This window comes from Thermodesulfobacteriota bacterium, from assembly GCA_035325995.1.
In the GTDB taxonomy this organism is placed as follows: domain Bacteria; phylum Desulfobacterota_D; class UBA1144; order Nemesobacterales; family UBA2774; genus JADLGH01.
On sequence record DAOKYU010000006.1, the window covers coordinates 44,775 to 63,113 of the forward strand.

16 protein-coding genes are annotated in these 18,339 nt (G+C 60.4%); 5 read left to right on the forward strand and 11 right to left on the reverse strand.

The window, feature by feature from the left end:
* The 6 genes from PKC29_09365 to PKC29_09390 all read right to left on the reverse strand — a co-directional run bounded on the left by PKC29_09365 (window position 1) and on the right by PKC29_09390 (window position 5,743).
* On the reverse strand, window positions 1-663 hold the full coding sequence (locus PKC29_09365; GenBank protein ID HML95622.1) for a glutathione S-transferase family protein: 663 nt from the start codon (window positions 661-663) through the stop codon (window positions 1-3).
* A gap of 11 nt (window positions 664-674) precedes the next feature.
* Window positions 675-1,085 (reverse strand): DUF4189 domain-containing protein, encoded by a 411-nt coding sequence (locus PKC29_09370; GenBank protein HML95623.1) that lies wholly within the window; start codon window positions 1,083-1,085, stop codon window positions 675-677.
* Between the two features lie 108 nt (window positions 1,086-1,193).
* Window positions 1,194-1,667, reverse strand: a complete 474-nt coding sequence (locus PKC29_09375) for a CYTH domain-containing protein (GenBank protein ID HML95624.1) — start codon at window positions 1,665-1,667, stop codon at window positions 1,194-1,196.
* A complete protein-coding gene (locus tag PKC29_09380; protein ID HML95625.1) occupies window positions 1,660-2,427 on the reverse strand; it encodes a ParA family protein in 768 nt (255 codons plus the stop codon). The genes PKC29_09375 and PKC29_09380 overlap by 8 nt, the downstream gene beginning before the upstream one ends.
* 11 nt (window positions 2,428-2,438) lie before the next feature.
* The gene (locus PKC29_09385) at window positions 2,439-3,983 is read right to left on the reverse strand and encodes a CHAD domain-containing protein (protein HML95626.1); all 1,545 of its coding nucleotides are present in this window, start codon (window positions 3,981-3,983) and stop codon (window positions 2,439-2,441) included.
* Window positions 3,984-4,222: 239 nt separating this feature from the next.
* The gene (locus PKC29_09390; GenBank protein HML95627.1) at window positions 4,223-5,743 is read right to left on the reverse strand and encodes a 4-hydroxyphenylacetate 3-hydroxylase N-terminal domain-containing protein; all 1,521 of its coding nucleotides are present in this window, start codon (window positions 5,741-5,743) and stop codon (window positions 4,223-4,225) included.
* Between the two features lie 86 nt (window positions 5,744-5,829).
* Between PKC29_09390 and PKC29_09395 the strand changes: the two genes are divergently transcribed.
* Complete coding sequence (locus tag PKC29_09395) at window positions 5,830-6,480, forward strand: TetR family transcriptional regulator (protein HML95628.1); 651 nt, start codon at window positions 5,830-5,832, stop codon at window positions 6,478-6,480.
* A 4-nt stretch (window positions 6,481-6,484) separates the two neighbouring features.
* Here the strand turns inward: PKC29_09395 and PKC29_09400 are convergent, their stop codons facing one another.
* From PKC29_09400 to PKC29_09415, 4 genes are read right to left on the reverse strand one after another with little or no spacing between them, the layout of a single operon-like run.
* Entirely contained in the window at window positions 6,485-7,510 is a 1,026-nt protein-coding gene (locus PKC29_09400; GenBank protein ID HML95629.1) for a zinc-dependent alcohol dehydrogenase family protein, read from the reverse strand.
* A 4-nt stretch (window positions 7,511-7,514) separates the two neighbouring features.
* Window positions 7,515-8,198, reverse strand: coding sequence for an ABC transporter ATP-binding protein (locus tag PKC29_09405; GenBank protein ID HML95630.1), 684 nt, complete (start codon window positions 8,196-8,198; stop codon window positions 7,515-7,517).
* Entirely contained in the window at window positions 8,195-9,448 is a 1,254-nt protein-coding gene (locus PKC29_09410) for an ABC transporter permease (protein HML95631.1), read from the reverse strand. The genes PKC29_09405 and PKC29_09410 overlap by 4 nt, the downstream gene beginning before the upstream one ends.
* Window positions 9,445-10,560: an efflux RND transporter periplasmic adaptor subunit gene (locus PKC29_09415; GenBank protein ID HML95632.1), complete on the reverse strand. Its 1,116-nt coding sequence runs from the start codon at window positions 10,558-10,560 to the stop codon at window positions 9,445-9,447. Before PKC29_09415 ends, PKC29_09410 begins: the two co-directional genes overlap by 4 nt.
* Window positions 10,561-10,971: 411 nt before the next feature.
* Between PKC29_09415 and PKC29_09420 the strand changes: the two genes are divergently transcribed.
* From PKC29_09420 to PKC29_09435, 4 genes are all read left to right on the forward strand, one after another.
* A complete protein-coding gene (locus tag PKC29_09420; GenBank protein ID HML95633.1) occupies window positions 10,972-11,841 on the forward strand; it encodes a universal stress protein in 870 nt (289 codons plus the stop codon).
* A gap of 116 nt (window positions 11,842-11,957) precedes the next feature.
* Window positions 11,958-12,866, forward strand: a complete 909-nt coding sequence (locus PKC29_09425) for a universal stress protein (protein ID HML95634.1) — start codon at window positions 11,958-11,960, stop codon at window positions 12,864-12,866.
* An 18-nt stretch (window positions 12,867-12,884) separates the two neighbouring features.
* Entirely contained in the window at window positions 12,885-14,474 is a 1,590-nt protein-coding gene (locus PKC29_09430) for an AAA family ATPase (GenBank protein HML95635.1), read from the forward strand.
* 198 nt (window positions 14,475-14,672) lie between these two features.
* Window positions 14,673-17,345 carry a cation-transporting P-type ATPase gene (locus tag PKC29_09435; protein ID HML95636.1) on the forward strand — a complete coding sequence of 891 codons (2,673 nt, stop codon included), beginning with the start codon at window positions 14,673-14,675 and terminating at the stop codon, window positions 17,343-17,345.
* Between the two features lie 15 nt (window positions 17,346-17,360).
* Here PKC29_09435 and PKC29_09440 read toward each other — a convergent pair whose 3' ends face one another.
* Entirely contained in the window at window positions 17,361-18,329 is a 969-nt protein-coding gene (locus PKC29_09440; protein ID HML95637.1) for a DUF6515 family protein, read from the reverse strand.
* Between the last annotated feature and the right edge of the window lie 10 nt (window positions 18,330-18,339).

Genomic DNA, 18,339 nt, shown 5'->3' on the forward strand with positions numbered 1-18,339 from the left:
TCAGTCGCGGTCGGGCGCGCCGAGGGGGAAGTATTGGCGGTAGGGACGCGCTTCTTCTATGACGCGGGCGAACGAAGGCCGCGCGTTCAGGCGGCTCCTGTAGGCGCGGACGTTTGGAAACCCTTCGCTTATCCGGTACGCCCAGTCGGCGTAGAATAAGGCCGGGGCCGCAGCGCAGTCCGCGAGGCCGAAGCCGCCGCCCGCCGCCCATTCACGATCCGTCATCCGGTTTTCCAGCCACCCATACGCCGTATCGAGCATGGCCCGCGCGTCGTCCACGCCCCCGGCGTCGCGGGCGGACGGCTCGCGGAGGGCGTCGAAGACAATAGTCTGCATCGGGGTGTGGACGTAGTTATCGAAGAAGCGGTCCATGAAGCGCACTTCGAGCGCCGATTCCGGATCGGCGGGAATCATGCGGCGAGGGCCGGGATAGTGAATGTCGAGGTACTCGATTATGATCGTCGCTTCGGCGATAGCCCGCCCGCCGCCGAGCAGGAGCGGGAACTTTTTCAGCGGCCAGAGCGCCTCGAACTCGGCGAACGTCGCGGGATCGGACGATTGATCCAGCATGCGCGGCGTGAAGGGTGTTTCGTTCTCGTATAGCGCTATCAATACCTTCTGGCAATAGGATGCGAACGGGTGAGTGAATAATTGCAGCGGCATGTCTTCGCACCCTATTTCGACACGGCGGCGTTCGTCGTACAGACCCAGCGGACGATGTGGCAGCCGCCCGTCCACGCCCTGCAGGAGTCGAGCGCATATCGCTGCGCTGTCCCGAGCGAATCGCCCCAGCCGGCGCCGTAGCCTATGTCGCCCACCGCCAGCGCGCCGCAGCCGTTTTCGAAATCGACCACGGCCTTGCAGTCCTTCTTTTCTGCGCGCAGCTTGCATTCCTCAATAGCCCCGTTTCGGGCGGAATCCTTGTCGGCATAGTCGAAAACGTATCCGTACATGCGCGTCGAAGGCGAAAATGCGATCGCCCCGAAGCGGCTCGACGAATCTTCGGCCCGGGAAGGTTCCGGCAAGCCGGTCAGGATAATTCCAATCGATAGAATAGTCAGTGTATAAAGCAGCTTCCGGTTCATGGTTAACTTCCTCCATAAAAAATTACTACCCCGTTCTCACCCCTTCATCACTGCCTGTAATGATTATAGTATTAAAAAGAGCGGTAATCCATAATCCGTTTCGGCCATTTAGAGGTCGAGGGGAAGGCCGTTCCGGGAGAGGTTTTTGTTCTTGTACCGCTTGTCGCTGGTGATGTCCTTGCCGATCCACTTGGGCGGTGTGAAGGCGGCGGACGCTTCGGAGGATTCGAATTCGACCTCGGCGGTGACGAGCCCTTCGAACCTGCCCGAATAGACGTCGAGCTCTATGACGTGAGGGCCGTAGGGGATCTCGTAACGGAGCTTTTCGACGCGTCTGCCTTCAGTAAAGGGCCAGAGGGCGTGGAAATCTTTCCTCCCGATGCGTATTTCGACCTCGTACCGCTTTAAATTACCGCCGGATTTGACGGTCAGGAAAAACTTTCCGTCCTTTTCCCTGAGCCTGACTTCGGTCCCGTCTTCGCCGATCGAAACGTAGCCCTGTCGTATCCGATGGACTTCGTAACCGGAAAGCCCGTCGGGCATTTCCTTTACGAGGAACTTACGCTCTATTTCGTCAGCCATGGGATTCTCTTGCGTCCCCGGCGGCGAGCTCTTTCACCTCGGCCCAGAGCGCGGCGTACGCCTTCGCGGAGAATGAGCCCGGCATGTGCGCCGTGAGAGGCTCCCTGTATACGCCCATCCTTTCGACCTCGGACCTGTAGGGAATGACGCTCGCGAGCACGTTCCCGTTTTCGGAAGACAGCCTTTCCATAATCTCCATGTGGAGGGACTTTCGCCGCTCGGCCATCGAGAAGAACGGATATACCTTCGTCGCGTCGAACTCTTTTTTGTCTAGGAACGAGCCCAGCTTTTCGAATGTCAACACCGAGAGCGGCGTCGGGACGAGCGGGACGAGGACGACGTCGGCGGCGTCGAGGACGTTCTCGGAGACGAGCGAGATACCCGGCGGGCAGTCGAGGAAGAGGTAGTCGTATTCGTCCGACACCTCGGAGAATATTTTTCTCAGCCGGGTCTTCGATTTCTTGAGGTCGTCGAGCGCGAGATCGAGGTTCCTGAAAGAGAGTTTCGAGGGAAGGAGGTCGAGGCCGGGGTAATCCGTCCCCTTTATGTTTTCGTCGATGCTGCGCCCGCCCTTTATGAACTTGTTCGAGTTGAAGTTCTTACCGGCGCGGATACGGAAGTACCACGAGCTCGCCCCCTGCGGGTCGAGGTCGCATATGAGGGTGCGGAAGCCGCCTGAAGAGGCGAGGTGCGCGAGGTTGACTGTGGCCGCCGTTTTGCCGACCCCGCCTTTCATGCTGTAGAGGGCGATCGTAATCATGAGACCATACTCTAATTACCCGAGAGCATTTTATCAAACAGGTCCTTCGTTTCCGGGCCCGAAAATTCCTCGAAGCGGGACGCGAATTCCGCGCGGCGCTCTTCCTGACGGGAGTAGAGGCACGAGATGAGCCCGCCCGCCGCTTCGACTATTTCCCTTTCTTTCGGCGAGCCCGCCGGCACGAGCGAAAGGAAGCCCTGTATGCTCCCCTGCTGGACGTGGAGGTCGTTGAAATCCCCGAGATTGTCCTGAAGGGATTTGAGCTGCTTTATGGCCCGCTTCACCTCGTCGCCGGGGAAGAGCGATTCGAAGAATTCGAAATAGTACCGGAGCTTCTTGCACTCTATCCTGAGCATGTGGAAGTCGGAGTCCGGGGAGTCGCCGGTTATGGCGCTCCCGAGGGCGAGGGCGTTTTTGTACCGTTTTCCGATGTGTTTCCGGGCGAGCTTTATGACCGGCTTTCCGGCCTTACCGCCGGTGCCCGACGATTCGGGCGAATCGAGGAACGCCCCCCATGAAATGAGTATCCGGCGGTATTCGTCCGATCCGGCGAAGGCCTTGAATTCCCCGAGCGCCTTTTCTCTCTCGCCGGCGATAAGTGTAAAGAGGGATTCGAGGCCGGGCCTTAACGACGGCGGAACCATCGCGGCGTACTTCTCCTTTCCGAGAAGATATATGTCGAGGTCGCGGAGGCGGTTGGTCATCCTGCCGAGCGTCCGGAGGGCGTCCTTCCAGCGCTCCCTCTCCTCCTCGGTGTATATATCCCTCGTGAGCGTGAGCGCCGAGCGCGAGCGCCGGACCGACACGCGGAAGTCGTGGAGAAATTCTGTGTCTATGTCGCGGAGCATCCCGTCCTCGTTCTTTTTCATCGTTTCGAGGAGCGCCTTCAATATTTTCCTGACGGCCTTGCCCGACGGCATGCCGGGGACGAGAGATACGTTGACCTTCGACGAATACGTTCCGATCGTCCCGCCCCCGGCCTTGAGGGAAGCGGACAGTATGTCGTCTTCGCCGGGCTCGAGCCCGAGGCCGGACAGAATCCCGGTCAGCTTTTCGAACTCCGCCCCGTACCCCCGGACGGGCTCGGCCTCGAGTATGGCGGCCCTTATCGGTGCCGCGTCGTTCTCTTCCCCGGAAACGGATTCGACGAGCCTTACGCGGGCTACCGTTTTCTCCTCGGCGCCCAGGAGCGCCCACGACCGTGTGTGCCTCGTGATCGTAACCAGGGGGAGGATGGCCCTTATCTCTCCGGCCTCGCGGAGCACGTCTCTCAAGCGGCCCTCGGGGAAATCGGCCCACTTCGGATACGCGGAGCCGGATCGGGGCACCGCCCCCGCCGAGGACGCTTCGCGTCCCTTCTCCCGGAGATGAAAGCGCTTGGCCTGCCTCGTCAGGAACCAGCCGCTTTTGTAGAGCGCGCTGTCGAACGTGTCGTAGTAGGTTTCCTTCACCGTCGAGGCCCCCCCGGGCGAGACGGCGAAAGCCCCTTCCAGCGCGGTTTTTATCTCGTCCAGCCGCGCCGGGTCAGAAATAGAATAATATTCCGTTTTGTGCAATACCGTTTCCTTGTTTCCGGAATTTTGGTCCCCCGGGTCTCCCGTTAGGGGCGGCTTCGGATGCGAGGACATCTTCGGGACCATACGCATTATATTACGGAATTATTAAGGAAATATTAAGATTGTGTGAACTTACCGGTTATTTTGTAACCGGAGCGGGGGCTTGCGAGCCAGGGGAGCATTAATTGCACCTGCACAGTCCCCTGCCCGGAACACCTGCCCATAATGGCGCGGGGGGATTACTTCAGCTCGGGCGGCTTCGGGACCCGGCACCCCGCCGCGCAGCATCGTCCGGGCTGCTTCGAAGCGCTCTTCTCTCCGGCGAGGACGCCCCTGTCGAGGAGGTTCCGGACGAGCTCCGTCTTTTCAACCACGGGGTAGTTGCGCCATATCTCGCGCTTCATCGCCTCGGGCGAGCCGCCGCCGTGGAGCGATATGACCGAGTACCAGCCGCTCTGCCCGGAGACCGTGAGGTCCTCTATGAGGCGTGCGGCTTCCATCCGCCGCTCGGCCGGGATATCGGAGCGTCCGCCCAGCACGGCCGTCAACGACGCCCTCGTCTCGGGGTTGTGGTCTTCGTCCGGGCCGGGCAGAGCTACGATAAGTCCGCCGGAAACGTAATGGGCAATCCTCTGCATGTCGTAAATTTTTGTCGCCAGCAGGAGCTTCCCTATATTGGAGAACACGGCGTCGGGCATCACCGAGCCGGCGGGGTCCTCGGTGCAATACACGGACGCAGCCACGCCGCAGGCGAAGAAGCTTTCCGTGATCGTGATGAGGTCCACCATCTGCTCGCGTATGTGTCCGTGCCTGTCCGCGTCGAGCCCGTTCGCCTCGACCATAACCGCGCCGGCCCCGATGAGGAGGTCGCCGAACCCGGCGCGCGCGCCGATGCAGGAATGGCGGTGGTGCGTGGCGTAGGACGTCGTAAGGAAGCCGCCCTCCTCGTATTCGCCTGCGAGAAAGACCCTTTCGTAGGGCACGAACACGTCGTCGAAAATGACGACGCCGGTCGACTGTCCGTATTTCGCCGAAAATTTCGCCGCGGGCTCTCCCGGGCGTCCCGCCGGCCTCGCAACTATCGTTACGCCGGGCGCGTCCACGGGCACGGCGCAGCAGACGGCGAAGTCCGCGTCTTCTTTCGTATGCGTGCGGCAGGGCATCACGAGGAATTCGTGAGCGTAGGGCGCGCCCGTGACTATTGCCTTGGTGCCGCGGATCACTATGCCGCCCGGACGGCGCTCTTTTATGTGGACGTATACGTCTGGGTTCGCCTGTCGTCCGGGACGCATGGAGCGGTCGCCCTTGGCGTCGGTCATGGCGACGGCGAGCGTGAGGTCGCGCTCCTGTACTCCGTGAAGATATTCGAGAAAGCGCTGCGAGTAATCCGTATTGTGGGCGTCGTCCGTACGCCGTGTCGCCTGGAAGATACCGTTCAGCGCGTCGTGCGTAAGGTAGCGCATGGCGCAGCCCGAGACCTTGCACACGAGCCGGACGGCCTCGAGCTTATTGAGGAGGTCGGTAGAGCTCTCGTCGATGTGAACCATGCGGTTTACGATCTCGCCGGACGTGCCCTGGCGGGCCCTCATCACGGGGAGATACTCGGGCAGGTCGGCGAAGTCGTAAGTTACGCCGACGGCGTTTATGCCCGGCGCCAGAAGCGGCTCGTCGGGAACGCTATCGACGGCGCTTCCGTTTATGAACACGCGCGGCTTGTATTCGCGCAGGGATTCGCGATAATCGGATGCTGTCATTATCATATGACGCCGCCCCCTTCAGGCAGTACTTGTACTAAATTCTAACAGTGTTAGAATTATTGTCAACCGTTATACCGGAAGGTGAGCGAATGGCTGTTACAAAGACCAGGGAGAGCCTCGAAAAGCGAAGACGGAGGGGCCGGATGGAGGCCGTGAGCGAGCACAAGCGCGGGCTCATCCTGAAAGCCGCGAGAGAGGTGTTCGAGAAGGAAGGGCTCGAAGGGGCCAGCATAAGAGCCATCGCGGCGCGGGCCGGTTATACGGCCGCCGCACTCTATTTTTACTTCGATTCCAAAGAGGCGGTCTACGCCGAGCTCCTAAGGGTTTCGCTGTCCGAGCTCGGCAGAGCGGTTAACGGCGCAGTGTCCGGGGCCCGCACCCCCGAAACGCGCCTCAGGGCGGCGGCAATGGCGTTCTTCCAGTTTTACGCCGACAATCCGCGCGACCTCGACCTCGGGTTTTATCTTTTCAGGGGCGGTATGAAGCCGGTAGGGCTCGGGCGCGAACGTGACAAGGCCCTAAATGCCGGGCTCGAGGCGGCCCTCCATCCGATAGCGGACGCCGCCGAAGCCCTCGGCGCTACGCGTGACGAGGCGAACCTCTTGATGGTGGACGTGTTCGCACATGCCTCGGGGCTTTTGCTTCTACTCCACACCGGGCGCATACGCATGTTCGGCGCATCGGCGCCGGGGCTTATGGAAGATTATATTCGTTACAGGACCGCCAGGGTCGGGAAATGAAGAATTACAATTTCAGGACCTTCGCGCCCCTTATGCGCCCTTCCTTGAGCTGAACGAGCGCCTCGTTCGCGTCTTCGAGAGGGTACTCCTCGATCTCGGGGCGGAGGTTTATCCCGGCCGCGATTTCGAGGAAGTCGGCGGCGTCGCGGCGGCTGACGTTGGCGACCGACTTTATCTCCTTTTCCATCCACAGATCCCGCGCGTAGTCGAGCTTGAGTAGATAGTCCTTGTCGGCCTCTTCCTTGCGTATCGCGTTTATGACGAGCCGTCCGCCGGGGGCGAGATTCCCGAGCGCCTCGACCACAGGCCTCCAGACGGGCGTCGTGTCGATGACGGCGTCGAGCTGGACGGGAGGGGTGTCCCCGGTATCGCCCGTCCATATCGCGCCGAGGCTTTCGGCGAACTCGCGCTCGGCTTCGCTCCGGGCGAAGACGTAGATGTGCGACTGGGGGTAGAGGTGAAGAGCTGTTTTTAACACGAGATGCCCCGAAGCGCCGAAACCCGTAAGGCCGAGCGCGCCGCCGTCGGAGAGGTTCGAAAGTCTGAGCGACCTTAGACCTATCGCCCCCGCGCAGAGGAGGGGCGCGGCCTCGGCGTCGGAGAAGACGGACGGTATGGGGTAGACGTAGGCGTCGCGGGCGAGCATGTATTCGGCGTAGCCGCCGTTACGGTCCCTCCCCGTAGCGAGGAACTCGGGGCAGAGGTTGTCGTTGCCCGAGGCGCAGTACGCGCACTCGCCGCAGGAGGAGTATATCCACGCCGCCCCTACCCTGTCCCCGGCCCGGTGGAGCGCGGCGTCCTCGCCGGCATCTACCACGGTTCCCACGACCTGGTGGCCCGGGATAACCGGCAAGTCCGGGGGCGGGGTCCTGCCCTCTATCTCGTCGAGCTCCGTGTGGCAGACGCCGCAGGCCGAGACTCGTATAAGTATTTCGTCGCCCTCGGGAACGGGAACCGGGAGGTCGGCCGCCGCCAGCGGACGTGTATTCCGCCCGACCGGCTTTAGTTCGGTTATCAACATCGCTTTCAAGGCGTCATTTCCCCCCGGCCGTTTCTTCCTCGCCTACGATGAGGCCGTCCTTTATCTCGTAGACCTTTTTCGTCCGTTCCGCGAGCTCGGGCTCGTGGGTTATCATAAGTATAGACCTTCCCTTTTCGTTGAGCTCGAGGAATACGTCCATGACCAGGGCCGAGTTTTTGGAGTCGAGGTTGCCCGTGGGCTCGTCGGCCATGACTATCTCGGGGTCGTTCGCGAGCGCCCTCGCGATGGCGACCCTCTGCTGCTCGCCGCCTGAAAGCTGGTAGGGCTTCCGTCCTTCCTTCCCCTCGAGCCCGAGCTCGGCCAATAGCGAGTAGCTCCTGTCCTTCGCTTCGGGGCGTTTTATCCCGTGCTTCAGCATAGGGACCATGACGTTCTCGGAGGCCGTGAGCTCGGCGATGAGGTAGTGGAACTGGAACACGAACCCGATCTTGTGGTTCCTGATGTCGGAGAGGGACTTGCTGTCGGTGAAATCGACCTTCTGTCCGTCCACGTAAACTTCGCCCGATGTCGGCGAATCGAGAAGCCCGAGGACGTACATGAGCGAGCTCTTGCCCGAGCCGGACGAGCCGACTATAGAGGTGAAGTCGCCTTTCCCGACGGCGAGCGATATGCCGTTCAGTATGCTGCTTTCGCCTATGGATTTATGGAGATCCCTGCCTTCTAGTATCACGTTCATACGCTTGACCTGAATATATCGACGGGGAAGAGCTTCGAGGCCCGCCACGACGGGTAGAACGACGCCAGGAACGAGAACAGCATCGCGAAGATAAAGCCGTAGACGAAAAACGCGGGGCGCCTGTCGAGGACGAAGCCCTTCGTCCTGATTATGCCCACGATGTCGAACCTGAGGGAAGCGAGCCACTCCTGTATGAGATAGCCGAGGAGGCAGCCCAGAAGCGCGCCGATGAAGCCGACGAGTATGCCCTGTATGACGAAGATCTTCGTAATCTCCCTGTCTTCGTAGCCTATGGCCTTTAGTATCGCTATGTCCTTTTTCTTTTCGAGGACGGTCATCATCATGATGTTGAATATTCCGAACGCCGAGACGATGAGTATAGCGAAGACTATCATGTAGGTGATCATGTTCTGCATCTTGAATATCTGGAGAAAATTCCGGAAGGCTCTCTGCCAGCTCTCGGCGTAGTACCCCGTGTCCGAGGACATCTCCCTGGCTATGCTCTCGGCGTCGTCGACGTCCTTCAATTTAACGATGAGCTCGTTCACCTGGTTGGGCTTGTCGAGTATCGCCTGGAGGGTGCGCATGTTGAAGTAGACCCTGGTTTTGTCGATGCTCGTTATGCCGGAGTCGAAAAAGTCCGCCACCTTGAGCGTGTACAGGCCCCCCGCCGGGGAGACTATCGTGACTTTCTTCCCGATCTCCTTGACGCCGAGATCGCGTGCGAGCTCGCTGCCGAGAATAACGCTGTTACGGTCGGTGACGAGCTTGTCGAGGTTCTTGTGCTGGAGGTAGTCGTCGACGACGGAGGCCGACCTTTCGAGCTCGGGATCGACGCCTATCATGCTCACGCCCTTGTCCTTGGTGCCGTAGTTTATTATGCCCTCGCCGGTGAGGTGGGGCGCGATGCCCACTATGCGCGGGTCGGCCGAGTATTGCTTAAGGAAATTGTTGTAGCCGATTATCTTGTCCTTGAGCTCCTTGGGCCGCGAGCCCAGGACGTCGGCTACCACGCCGTCGCCGTACGCCGCGCGGAGTATCCTGCCCTCGTCGTCCTCTTCCTGGACCCTGAGCGTGATGTGGGCGTTTATGTCTATCGCCTGGCGGATGAAGTAGAGCTGAAAGCCGTTCATGACGGCGCTCATGGATATGAAGGCCGCGACGCCTATCGCGACACCGAGCGTGGAGACGAGCGCCTGCCGCTTCCTTTCCGTCAGCAGCTTGAGCGCTATGAACACTATGGGGCTCAACGGGTGATTATCTCCTCGTTCGCCCCGACGCCCTTTTTGATCTCGACGACGCCGTCGGTATTGGCCCCGGCCTCGACGGGAACCTTCACCTTCTTTCCGTCCCTTACTACCTCGACGTAGCCGTCATCGACGGCCTCTTCGCTGACGAAAACCCCATCTCTGTCGTCTACGATGATGTTGCCCTCGACGGTTATGCCGACCGGTATGCCCGGCGGATAGTCGTTATCGGCCTTGACCTTGACCGTCCTCGACACCCTGTCGGCCTCGCTTTCTATGACGGTGAGCTTCCCCTCGAAGACCTCGCCGGGATAGGCGTCGGTCGTGACGAGCACTTTCTGCCCGGGCTTAAGAAGCGGGACGAATTCCTCGTCTACCTGGAGCACGGTTTCGAGCTTGCCCGTGTCGCCTATGGAAAAGAGGAGGTCGTCCTTGAAGACGCTGTTCACGTAGTCGCCCTCTTCGATGAACTTCCTCAGCACCTTGCCGTCCACGGGCGCCTTTATCCTGTGCTTTTCGATCTCCTCGACGACCGCCTGCTCGGACGCGGTCAGGGAATCGAGCTCGGAGCCGAGCGAGGCGAGCTGGTCTTTCAGGGCTTCCATGGACTTGGTGTACGTCTTTTCCGTGACTTCGACGCTCTGGCGGGCCTGGTCGTAGGCCTCCTTCGATATGATGCCTTTCCGGTAGAGCGACTCCCTCCGGGCGAAGTTGCCCTTTTCGATCTCGGTGTTCATCTTCCAGATGTCTATCTCGTCACGGAGCGCCTTCAGGAAAGGCGAGTCTTCCTTCATCCTGTTCTCGACGAGCTCCTTCTTCGCACGGACTTCCCTTAGCTGCTCGTCGAGCTTGTCGTTCCGTATGATGGCGACGACGTCGCCCTTCTTTACCTCGTCCCCCTCGGCGACGAATATCCGCTGTATGTACCCCGAGACCTCGGGCTTTATCTGCACCTTGCCTATGCTGTCTACGTATCCCGAGGCGTAAACGGACTTTATGTAGCGCCTCTTCTCGGCCTTTTCGACGCCGGTGCCGTCGTCCCCCATGAACATGAGAAAATAGACGAGGCCCCCCGCGAGGAGGATGCCCCCGATAATGAGATATTTTTTATTCATATAGTCAGTGTCCCGTACCGGCCGCCGCTGGCGTCCGCGGGCTTATATACCGCCCATTCGTGGATGCGAAATGTGTGCCCGGCCCCGGCGTGTATAAAGATGCGTAATAGAATAACATCAACCCGGCGTTTTCTGAGCGTTAATCCTATGTTTATTTTACTATTTTACCCGGACCGCGCACGCGGCGGAATGCGGGCGGGCATATGACTGGGGAACACGAAAATTTCCCGAAAAAATGGGCTATAAACTCGCAAAATCGCGTCGTTTTTTGTGTATAATGTATGTGACGGCTTTCCACGAATAAAACCAGGCGGCGTTGTAATGGGCGTTCGGCTCGGCGTAATAATTTAATTTATTATTATTCTCGAAGGATTAGACCGGCTCTGTAATGAAACCAAGGAGGATTTTAAAGTGATTAAGAAGATCGTCTGGGCGTCGGACGGGTCGAAGGATTCCATACATGCGCTGTCGCACGCGGAGAACCTGGCGAGGATGTTCGGCGCCGGGATAGTGGGGCTGTACGTCATCCCCGAGTATTTCGAGGTCAGCACCATAGACGAGTTCGAATCCGAGAGGCTCGACCTTCTGGCCAGCTGGATAAAGGAGAAGGAATCCAAGGGGAGCAACAGGCTCAGCAGCATAGCGGCCGAAATGCGCGAAAAGGGGCTCGACTTCACGACGCGCATAAAGCAGGGCGTCCCCTATCACAGGATAATAGAGACGGCGGAGGAGGAAAATGCCGACCTGATAATCCTCGGCAAGGGGAAGGCCGAAGAGAAGAACATCATAGGCGGGACGGCGCTCAAGGTGCTCCGCCACTCGAAGATCCCCGTGTACATAGCGAAGGGCGAGAAGCCGCCGAAGGAGATAAAAAAGATACTCGTCCCGACGGACCTCTACCGCATACTGTCGCGAGACCTCGAGGTCACTCTGGGCATCGCGAGGCAGATCGACGCCGACATATACAGCCTTAATATCGTCGTCACGGGCGAAGGGAAATACCCGCCGAAGCTGATAGAGCTCGCGAGAGGCGACGCCTACAACAAGCTAACCGAGCAGGTCGAGGACGCAAAGCTCGAAGACAGGGTCGAGACGGTCGTCGAAACCGCGAGGAACGCGTGGACGGGGATCGTGAATTTCGCCCGGCACAAGGAAATCGACCTTATCGTCATGACGACGTACGGTGATTACAAGATGAGAAAGGACGACTTCGTGGGGAACATAACCGAAAGGGTCGTCCAGGAGGCGCACTGCCCCGTAATCACCGTAAGGCCTCTCTGACGCGGCCGGCCGGGGGCCCGTGCGCTGACGAAAGCGGCGCGTTATGATAATATTATCTTAGCCCGTCCGCCCCATGGCCGGTACGGAGACACTGACGGAAACTGGAAGAAAAGCATATGAAAATCGATACGATACTATGGGCCACGGACGGATCGCAGGAGGCCGAGCTCGCGCTCGGATACGCGAAATACCTGGCCGGTCTCACCGGGGCGGGAATCATCGGGCTTCACGTAATACCGCTTCCCGGCGGGCTGTTTTTCGAAGCGCTCAGGGAAAAGGACGCTTCGTTCGACGAATGGCAGAAGGGCATCGAGGCCCAGGCCGAGGATAGGTTCGCCGACGCCAAGAAGGAGCTCGAGGAATCGGGCATACCGTTCGAGGGCGTCCTCGTGCGCGGAGAGCCCGCGGAAGAAATAATCGCCTTCGCGGAAAGAAGAAAGGCGGGACTCATAGTGATGGGCAAGAGGGGGCACAGCCTCCTCGAAAAAGTCGTCGTCGGCAGCGAAACGGCCAAGGTGCTCCGGGGCTCGCGCGTGCCGGTGCTCGCGGCCAAGAGGGACAAACCCTTCGACGGCGGGGCCATCACCAGAATAATCATCCCCGTCGACCTTTCGGACGAGGCGGAATCGGCGTTCATGTACGCGCTCGACCTCGCCGAGCTCACCGGGGCCGAGGTTACGGCGGTATACGCGCTCAGGCTCGACATGTACGCGCAGGACATACCCGCCGGGGCGCTCGATATAGTCATCAGGGAATCCTACTCCGAGCTCGCGAAGACGGCGTCTAAATTCAGCAAGGGCTACGAGGAGTCGAGGGACGTCAAGCTTTCAAGGCCCGTGGCGACGGACATCGTGCACGGCATAAGCCCTGCGCTCTCTATTTCGCAGTATGCCAAGGAGAACGACGCGGATCTCATCGTGATCAACACGCACGGCAGGACGGGCATAGAAAGGTTCGTGCTCGGGAGCGTAACCGAAAGGCTCATACCCGAGTCGCCCTGCTCCGTCATAGCGCTCAAGCCGTAAACAATTCGCCGGTATGACATGCGTAAAAGCCAGAGCAAAGACAGGCAGGGGTTAATCCGCTTTCTGAGCTCGGCCGCGTCGTACCCTCATAACCCGGGGGAGGTTACGCACCTCCAGACCCACGCTTCGGACGTGTTCGTCGCCCCGCCTTACGTGTACAAGGTCAAAAAGCCTGTCGATTTCGGCTTCCTCGATTTCACCACGCTCGAAAAAAGGAAATATTTCTGCGAAAGGGAGATAGAGCTCAACCGGAGGCTCTGCCCGGGGACGTATCTCGGCGTCGAGGAGATACGGCTCGGCCCGGGCGGGTTTTCGTTCGGAGGCGAGGGGGAAACGGTCGAGTACGCCGTAAGGATGAGAAAGCTCCCCGAGGATAGGTTTCTCAAGAACCTTCTCCGTGACGGGAAGTGTTCCGGGGAGGATTTCAGGCGACTGGCCCGAAAGCTCTCCGATTTTTACAGGGGACAGACGCCCGGCGGGGAGGTCGTCTCGAACGGTGCTCCGGAGAAGGTAAGGAGCATAATCGACGACAACGAGCGCACCGTTAAAAATTTTGTCGGAAAGACTATCTCCCGAACATCCTGGGAGGCGATACATTTCTTTAACGAAAGGTTTTTCGCCGAAAAGGCCGGCCTCTTCACCTCACGTAAGGACGGGGGGTTCGTAAAGGACTGCCACGGCGACCTCCACATGGAGCACATCAACATCGGCCCGGACGACATATGCATATACGACTGCATAGAGTTTAACGACAGGTTCAGGTATATAGACGTGGCGTCGGACGTGGCTTTCCTCGCGATGGACCTTGACTTCAACGGCTATTTCGGCCTCGCGAGGGAGTTCGTCGCGGACATGGCGGGTGCGCTCGGGGAATCCGCCGGGGGAGTCCTCGATTTCTACAAGTGCTACAGGGCGTACGTCCGCGGGAAGGTCGGCGGCCTGACGTCCGTCGGCGAGGGGGTTCCGGATGACGAGAGGCGAGAGGCCGCCGAGACGGCCCGAAGGTACTTCACCCTGGCCCTCAGGTATGCGCTTCTCGGGTCCACGCCGACCGTGATCGTGGCCTTCGGCGTCATAGGCTCCGGGAAATCTACACTCGCCGAAATGCTGGCGAGAGAGCTCTCGTGCCCCGTCGTATCGTCCGACAGGGTGAGGAAGGAGATCACCGGGACGGGCGAGACGGAGAGGAGGCGCGAAGGATACGAGGGCGGCATATATTCCCCGGAAACGACCGCGAGGACATACGAAGAAATAATATCGCGGGGGCTGAAGGCGCTCGGGAAGCACAACACCGTCGTACTCGACGCGAGCTTCTCGAAGCGCAGATGGCGGGATATGGTGTTTGAAAAATCGGCTGATAACGGGTTTGGCGCCCTATTCGTGGAGACCGCCGCACCCGAAGAAGTTCTGAGAGGCAGGCTGGCAAGGCGTGAGGAAGAGGGCACGTCCGTTTCCGACGCCGGGCCCGAGATGCTGGAGAGGTTCACAGCGGATTTCGAGCGGCCGGACGAGCTCGGCGCGGGGAAGCTGTTCGCCGCCGATACGGACGGGGAGGCGGAAGAAACGCTGCTCCGTCTTTTTAAAGACATGATAACGAAAAGGGTTTAACCCTTTCAAGAGGGAGGCGGGGATGAGATCGGGAAAGACGTTCGAGCTTTCTATCGCGCCGGCCCCGGCCGCTTTCCTCGCCGGGGACCGGGCGGCCTTCATCCCTTACCAGGCCGGGTACTTTCAGAGAGGGCTTGCATAGCAGGGATATGCGTGTACCGTCATGAATAGCGCCTGACGGCATCGGGACGGTCCTCTATGAATCTTCCGGAAAAACCTTACAACCATACCGCGGATGAAGTGCTGGACGCGCTCGGCGTAGCGCCCGGGGACGGGCTTTCGCCGGACGAGGCCGGAAAGCGCCTCGGCGAGTTCGGCAAAAACCGCGTGGGCGGGGCGAAGACAGCCAGCGCGTGGGGCATATTGCTTAACCAGTTCAGGAGCCTCATAGTGCTCCTCCTGGCAGCCGCGGGCGGGGTGTCGCTCGCCTTCGGGGATGTGCCGGAGTTCGCCGCCATAATCGTCGTAATAATCATAAACGCGGGCATCGGTTTTTTTACCGAGCTCCGTGCGGCCCGCTCGATGGAGGCCCTCGGGAAGATGGTTCTCGTCGAGGCGACCGTGAGGCGCGGGGGCGGGACGCAGGTCCTCGCCGCCGAGGATATCGTTCCCGGAGACATCGTGATACTCGAAGCGGGCGACGTCGTGCCCGCCGATGCGAGGCTCGTAAAGTCGTCGGGAGTGGAGGTAGACGAGTCTTCGCTCACGGGGGAATCCGTCCCGGTTCACAAAAATACGGAAGCGCTGAGCGGCGAGCCCGTGCTCGCCGACAGGGCGAACATGCTCTACATGGGCACCGCTCTCACGAGGGGCTCGGCCGAGGCGGCCGTCACGGCAACGGGGAAGGAAACGGAGCTCGGCCGCATAGGCAAGCTCGTCGAGGGCGTGGGGCGCGAGACGACGCCCCTCGAAAAGAACCTCGACAGGCTAGGCAACCATCTCATATGGGCCACCCTCTTCACCGCCGCTGTCGTAATAGCCGCCGGGATACTCAGGGGCCGCGACGCGTTCCTGATGATCGAGACGGGTATAGCCCTCGCCGTCGCCGCCATACCGGAAGGCCTCCCCGTCGTGGCGACGATCGCGCTCGCCCGCGGGATGATGCGCATGGCGCGGATGAACGCCCTCGTAAACAGGCTTAGTGCGGTGGAAACGCTCGGCTCGACGTCCGTCATCTGCACCGACAAGACCGGGACGCTCACCGAGAACAGGATGACCGTCGAGGTGATGGACACCGAGGGGGCCGGGCTCGAAATCGAGCGCGGCGGGGGCGTCGTACGGTTCCTCGTAAACGGCGCGGAAGCGGACCCGGCTTCGAGCGAGACCATACGCCGGGCGCTCGAAGTCGGCGTCCTATGCAACACCGTCCCCGTGGATTACGACGGCGAGGGGGTGACGGCCGGGGATCCAATGGAGACGGCCCTCGTCTCCGCGGGAAGGGAAGCCGGCATCGGGAAGCAGGCCCTTCTCGAGCGCTTCCCCGAGGCGAAGCTCTTCGCCTTCGACAGCGCCGTGAACATGATGGCGACGGCTCGCAGGGCGGACGGCGGATTCAGGACGGCAGTCAAGGGGGCTCCGGGCCCGGTCCTCCGCGCGTCGGCGTTCGTATCGACCCCCGAGGGCGAAAGGGAGCTCACGGACGAGGACAGGGAGGCGTGGAGGAAGAAGAACGACCGGCTCGCCGCAAAGGGGTACAGGGTTATAGCCCACGCGGAGAAGAAGACGGACAGTGAGCCCGAAGACCCTTACGAGGGACTCACGTTCCTCGGGCTCGTGGGCCTTCTCGACCCGCCCCGTCCGGACGTAAAGGACGCGATCAGGAAATGTATAGAGGCCGGGATAAAGGTCGTCATGGTGACGGGCGACCATCCCTCGACGGCGAAAAACATCGCCCTCGCCGTCGGGCTCGTGGACGACAGTAACGTCAGGCCCCTGCACGGGAACGTGATAAAAAAGGTCGAGAGCCTTTCCGACGAGGATTCGGAGATAGTTTCGGATTCGCTCATCATAGCGCGCGTGAGCCCCGAGCAGAAGCTGGAGCTCGTGAAGATGAAGCAGGAGAACGGGCTCGTCGTCGCCATGACCGGGGACGGCGTTAACGACGCCCCCGCCCTCCGCCAGGCGGACATCGGAATCGCGATGGGGCTACGGGGGACACAGGTCGCGCGCGAGGCGGCGGACATTGTGCTGAAGGACGACTCGTTCGGGACCATCGTCAGCGCCGTCGAGCAGGGCCGCATCATTTACGGGAACATAAAGAAATTCATCTTCTATCTCATATCGTGCAACGTGAGCGAGATAATGATAGTGGCCTTCGCGTCGTTCGCCCTGATACCGCTCCCGATACTGCCGCTACAGATACTGTTCCTGAACCTCGTAACGGACATATTCCCGGCGCTCGCGCTCGGGATGGGAGAGGGAGGCGAGCACGTAATGAAGGAGCCTCCGAGGGACCCGAAGGAGCCGCTCCTAACGCGGCGGAGGTGGCTCGGCATAGCGGGGTACGGCGCCGTGATAATGTTCTCGGTGCTAGGGGCGCTGCTATACGCGATACACGGGCTCGGGTACGAGAGCCGGGAGGCGGTGTCGGTATCGTTCCTGACAATCGCCTTCGCGCAGCTCTTTCACGTGTTCAACATGCGGGACAAGGGCTCGGGCCTCGTAAACAACGAGATAACGCGTAACCCCTACGTGTGGGGCGCGCTCGCACTGTGCTCGATCCTTATTGCGGCGGCAGTGTACGTAAAGCCGCTCGCCGAGGTGCTCAGGATAATCCCGCCGGACGCCGGCGGGTGGACGCTCGTACTCGTCATGAGCCTCTTGCCCGTCGTGATCGGGCAGGCCCTTAAGCACTTCGGAAAGACCGCGTAGCCGCCCTCCCCCGTATCAGCCCTTGGTCGGGTCGGGGACTATCTGGTAAATAACGCTGTTGCCGCTGTAGAACGGCTGGTAATACGCCCCTCCGAAAATGTAGTACGTCGTGCCGTTTATGGTCTTCGACTGCGCGCCGTCGGGAAGCGCCTGCACCGTGGCCCCGACGGGAGCGTTCACTACCTGGTAGCCCTGTGACGTGTTCGAATAAAACGCGCCGCCGCAGTTATAGTACTCGGTCGCCTGGACGTAGACCGTGGAGCACGACGGCGGGAGCGTAGTCACCACCGCCCCCGGAGGCGGCGGAACGACGATGTACTGCGTCCCCCGGGGCTGGTAGTAGACGCCGTTCGTGTAGTAGAACGGGTCGCCGGATACGTAGACCGTCGTGTAGGACGACGGCAGGGAAGCCACGGCCGCGCCGACAGCGAGCCCTCCCGCGAACGCCCAGCCGGAATAGTACCCGCCCCAGGTATTCCAGTAGCCGTGCCAGTAGTTGTCGTAGTGATTGTCGTTGTAAACGTTTACGGTGTTGTTATTGAAGCTGTCGACGTTCCGGTTGACGTTATTGTTGTCCACGTTCCTGTTGACGTCGTTGTTATCTATATTGCGGTTTACGTTATTGTTGTCGATGTTCCGGTTCACGTTGTCGTTGTTTATATTGCTGTTTACGTTGCTGTTATCGAAATTGCGGCCGCCCTGGCCGCTGAAGCTGTCGCCCCTGTCGCCCCCGAAAGACTGCGAGCCGCCGCCCTGAAAGCCCCTGTAGTCCCCGCCGCCGAAGCCTCCGCCACCGCCGCTGTACCTTACGCTACCCCCTCCGCCGCCGAAACCTCCACCACCCCCGAAACCGCCGCCGCGCCCGCCCCCTCCGAAGCCGCCCCTGGCATGGGAGTCGAGAGGCAGCGTCAGCGTGAACGTAAGCAGCACCGCCGCTGTGACGGTCAAGAATTTCGATATCGTTCTCGTTTTATTCGTTTTCATGCTGCGCCTC

Excerpts from the sequence above, each read along its gene's own strand:
- PKC29_09365 (HML95622.1), bottom strand. The coding sequence starts at position 663 with ATGCCGCTGCAATTATTCACTCACCCGTTCGCATCCTATTGCCAGAAG.
- PKC29_09370 (HML95623.1), bottom strand. The coding sequence starts at position 1,085 with ATGAACCGGAAGCTGCTTTATACACTGACTATTCTATCGATTGGAATT.
- PKC29_09375 (HML95624.1), bottom strand. The coding sequence starts at position 1,667 with ATGGCTGACGAAATAGAGCGTAAGTTCCTCGTAAAGGAAATGCCCGAC.
- PKC29_09380 (HML95625.1), bottom strand. The coding sequence starts at position 2,427 with ATGATTACGATCGCCCTCTACAGCATGAAAGGCGGGGTCGGCAAAACG.
- PKC29_09390 (HML95627.1), bottom strand. The coding sequence starts at position 5,743 with ATGATAATGACAGCATCCGATTATCGCGAATCCCTGCGCGAATACAAG.
- PKC29_09395 (HML95628.1), top strand. The coding sequence starts at position 5,830 with ATGGCTGTTACAAAGACCAGGGAGAGCCTCGAAAAGCGAAGACGGAGG.
- PKC29_09405 (HML95630.1), bottom strand. The coding sequence starts at position 8,198 with ATGAACGTGATACTAGAAGGCAGGGATCTCCATAAATCCATAGGCGAA.
- PKC29_09415 (HML95632.1), bottom strand. The coding sequence starts at position 10,560 with ATGAATAAAAAATATCTCATTATCGGGGGCATCCTCCTCGCGGGGGGC.
- PKC29_09425 (HML95634.1), top strand. The coding sequence starts at position 11,958 with ATGAAAATCGATACGATACTATGGGCCACGGACGGATCGCAGGAGGCC.
- PKC29_09430 (HML95635.1), top strand. The coding sequence starts at position 12,885 with ATGCGTAAAAGCCAGAGCAAAGACAGGCAGGGGTTAATCCGCTTTCTG.
- PKC29_09435 (HML95636.1), top strand. The coding sequence starts at position 14,673 with ATGAATCTTCCGGAAAAACCTTACAACCATACCGCGGATGAAGTGCTG.
- PKC29_09440 (HML95637.1), bottom strand. The coding sequence starts at position 18,329 with ATGAAAACGAATAAAACGAGAACGATATCGAAATTCTTGACCGTCACA.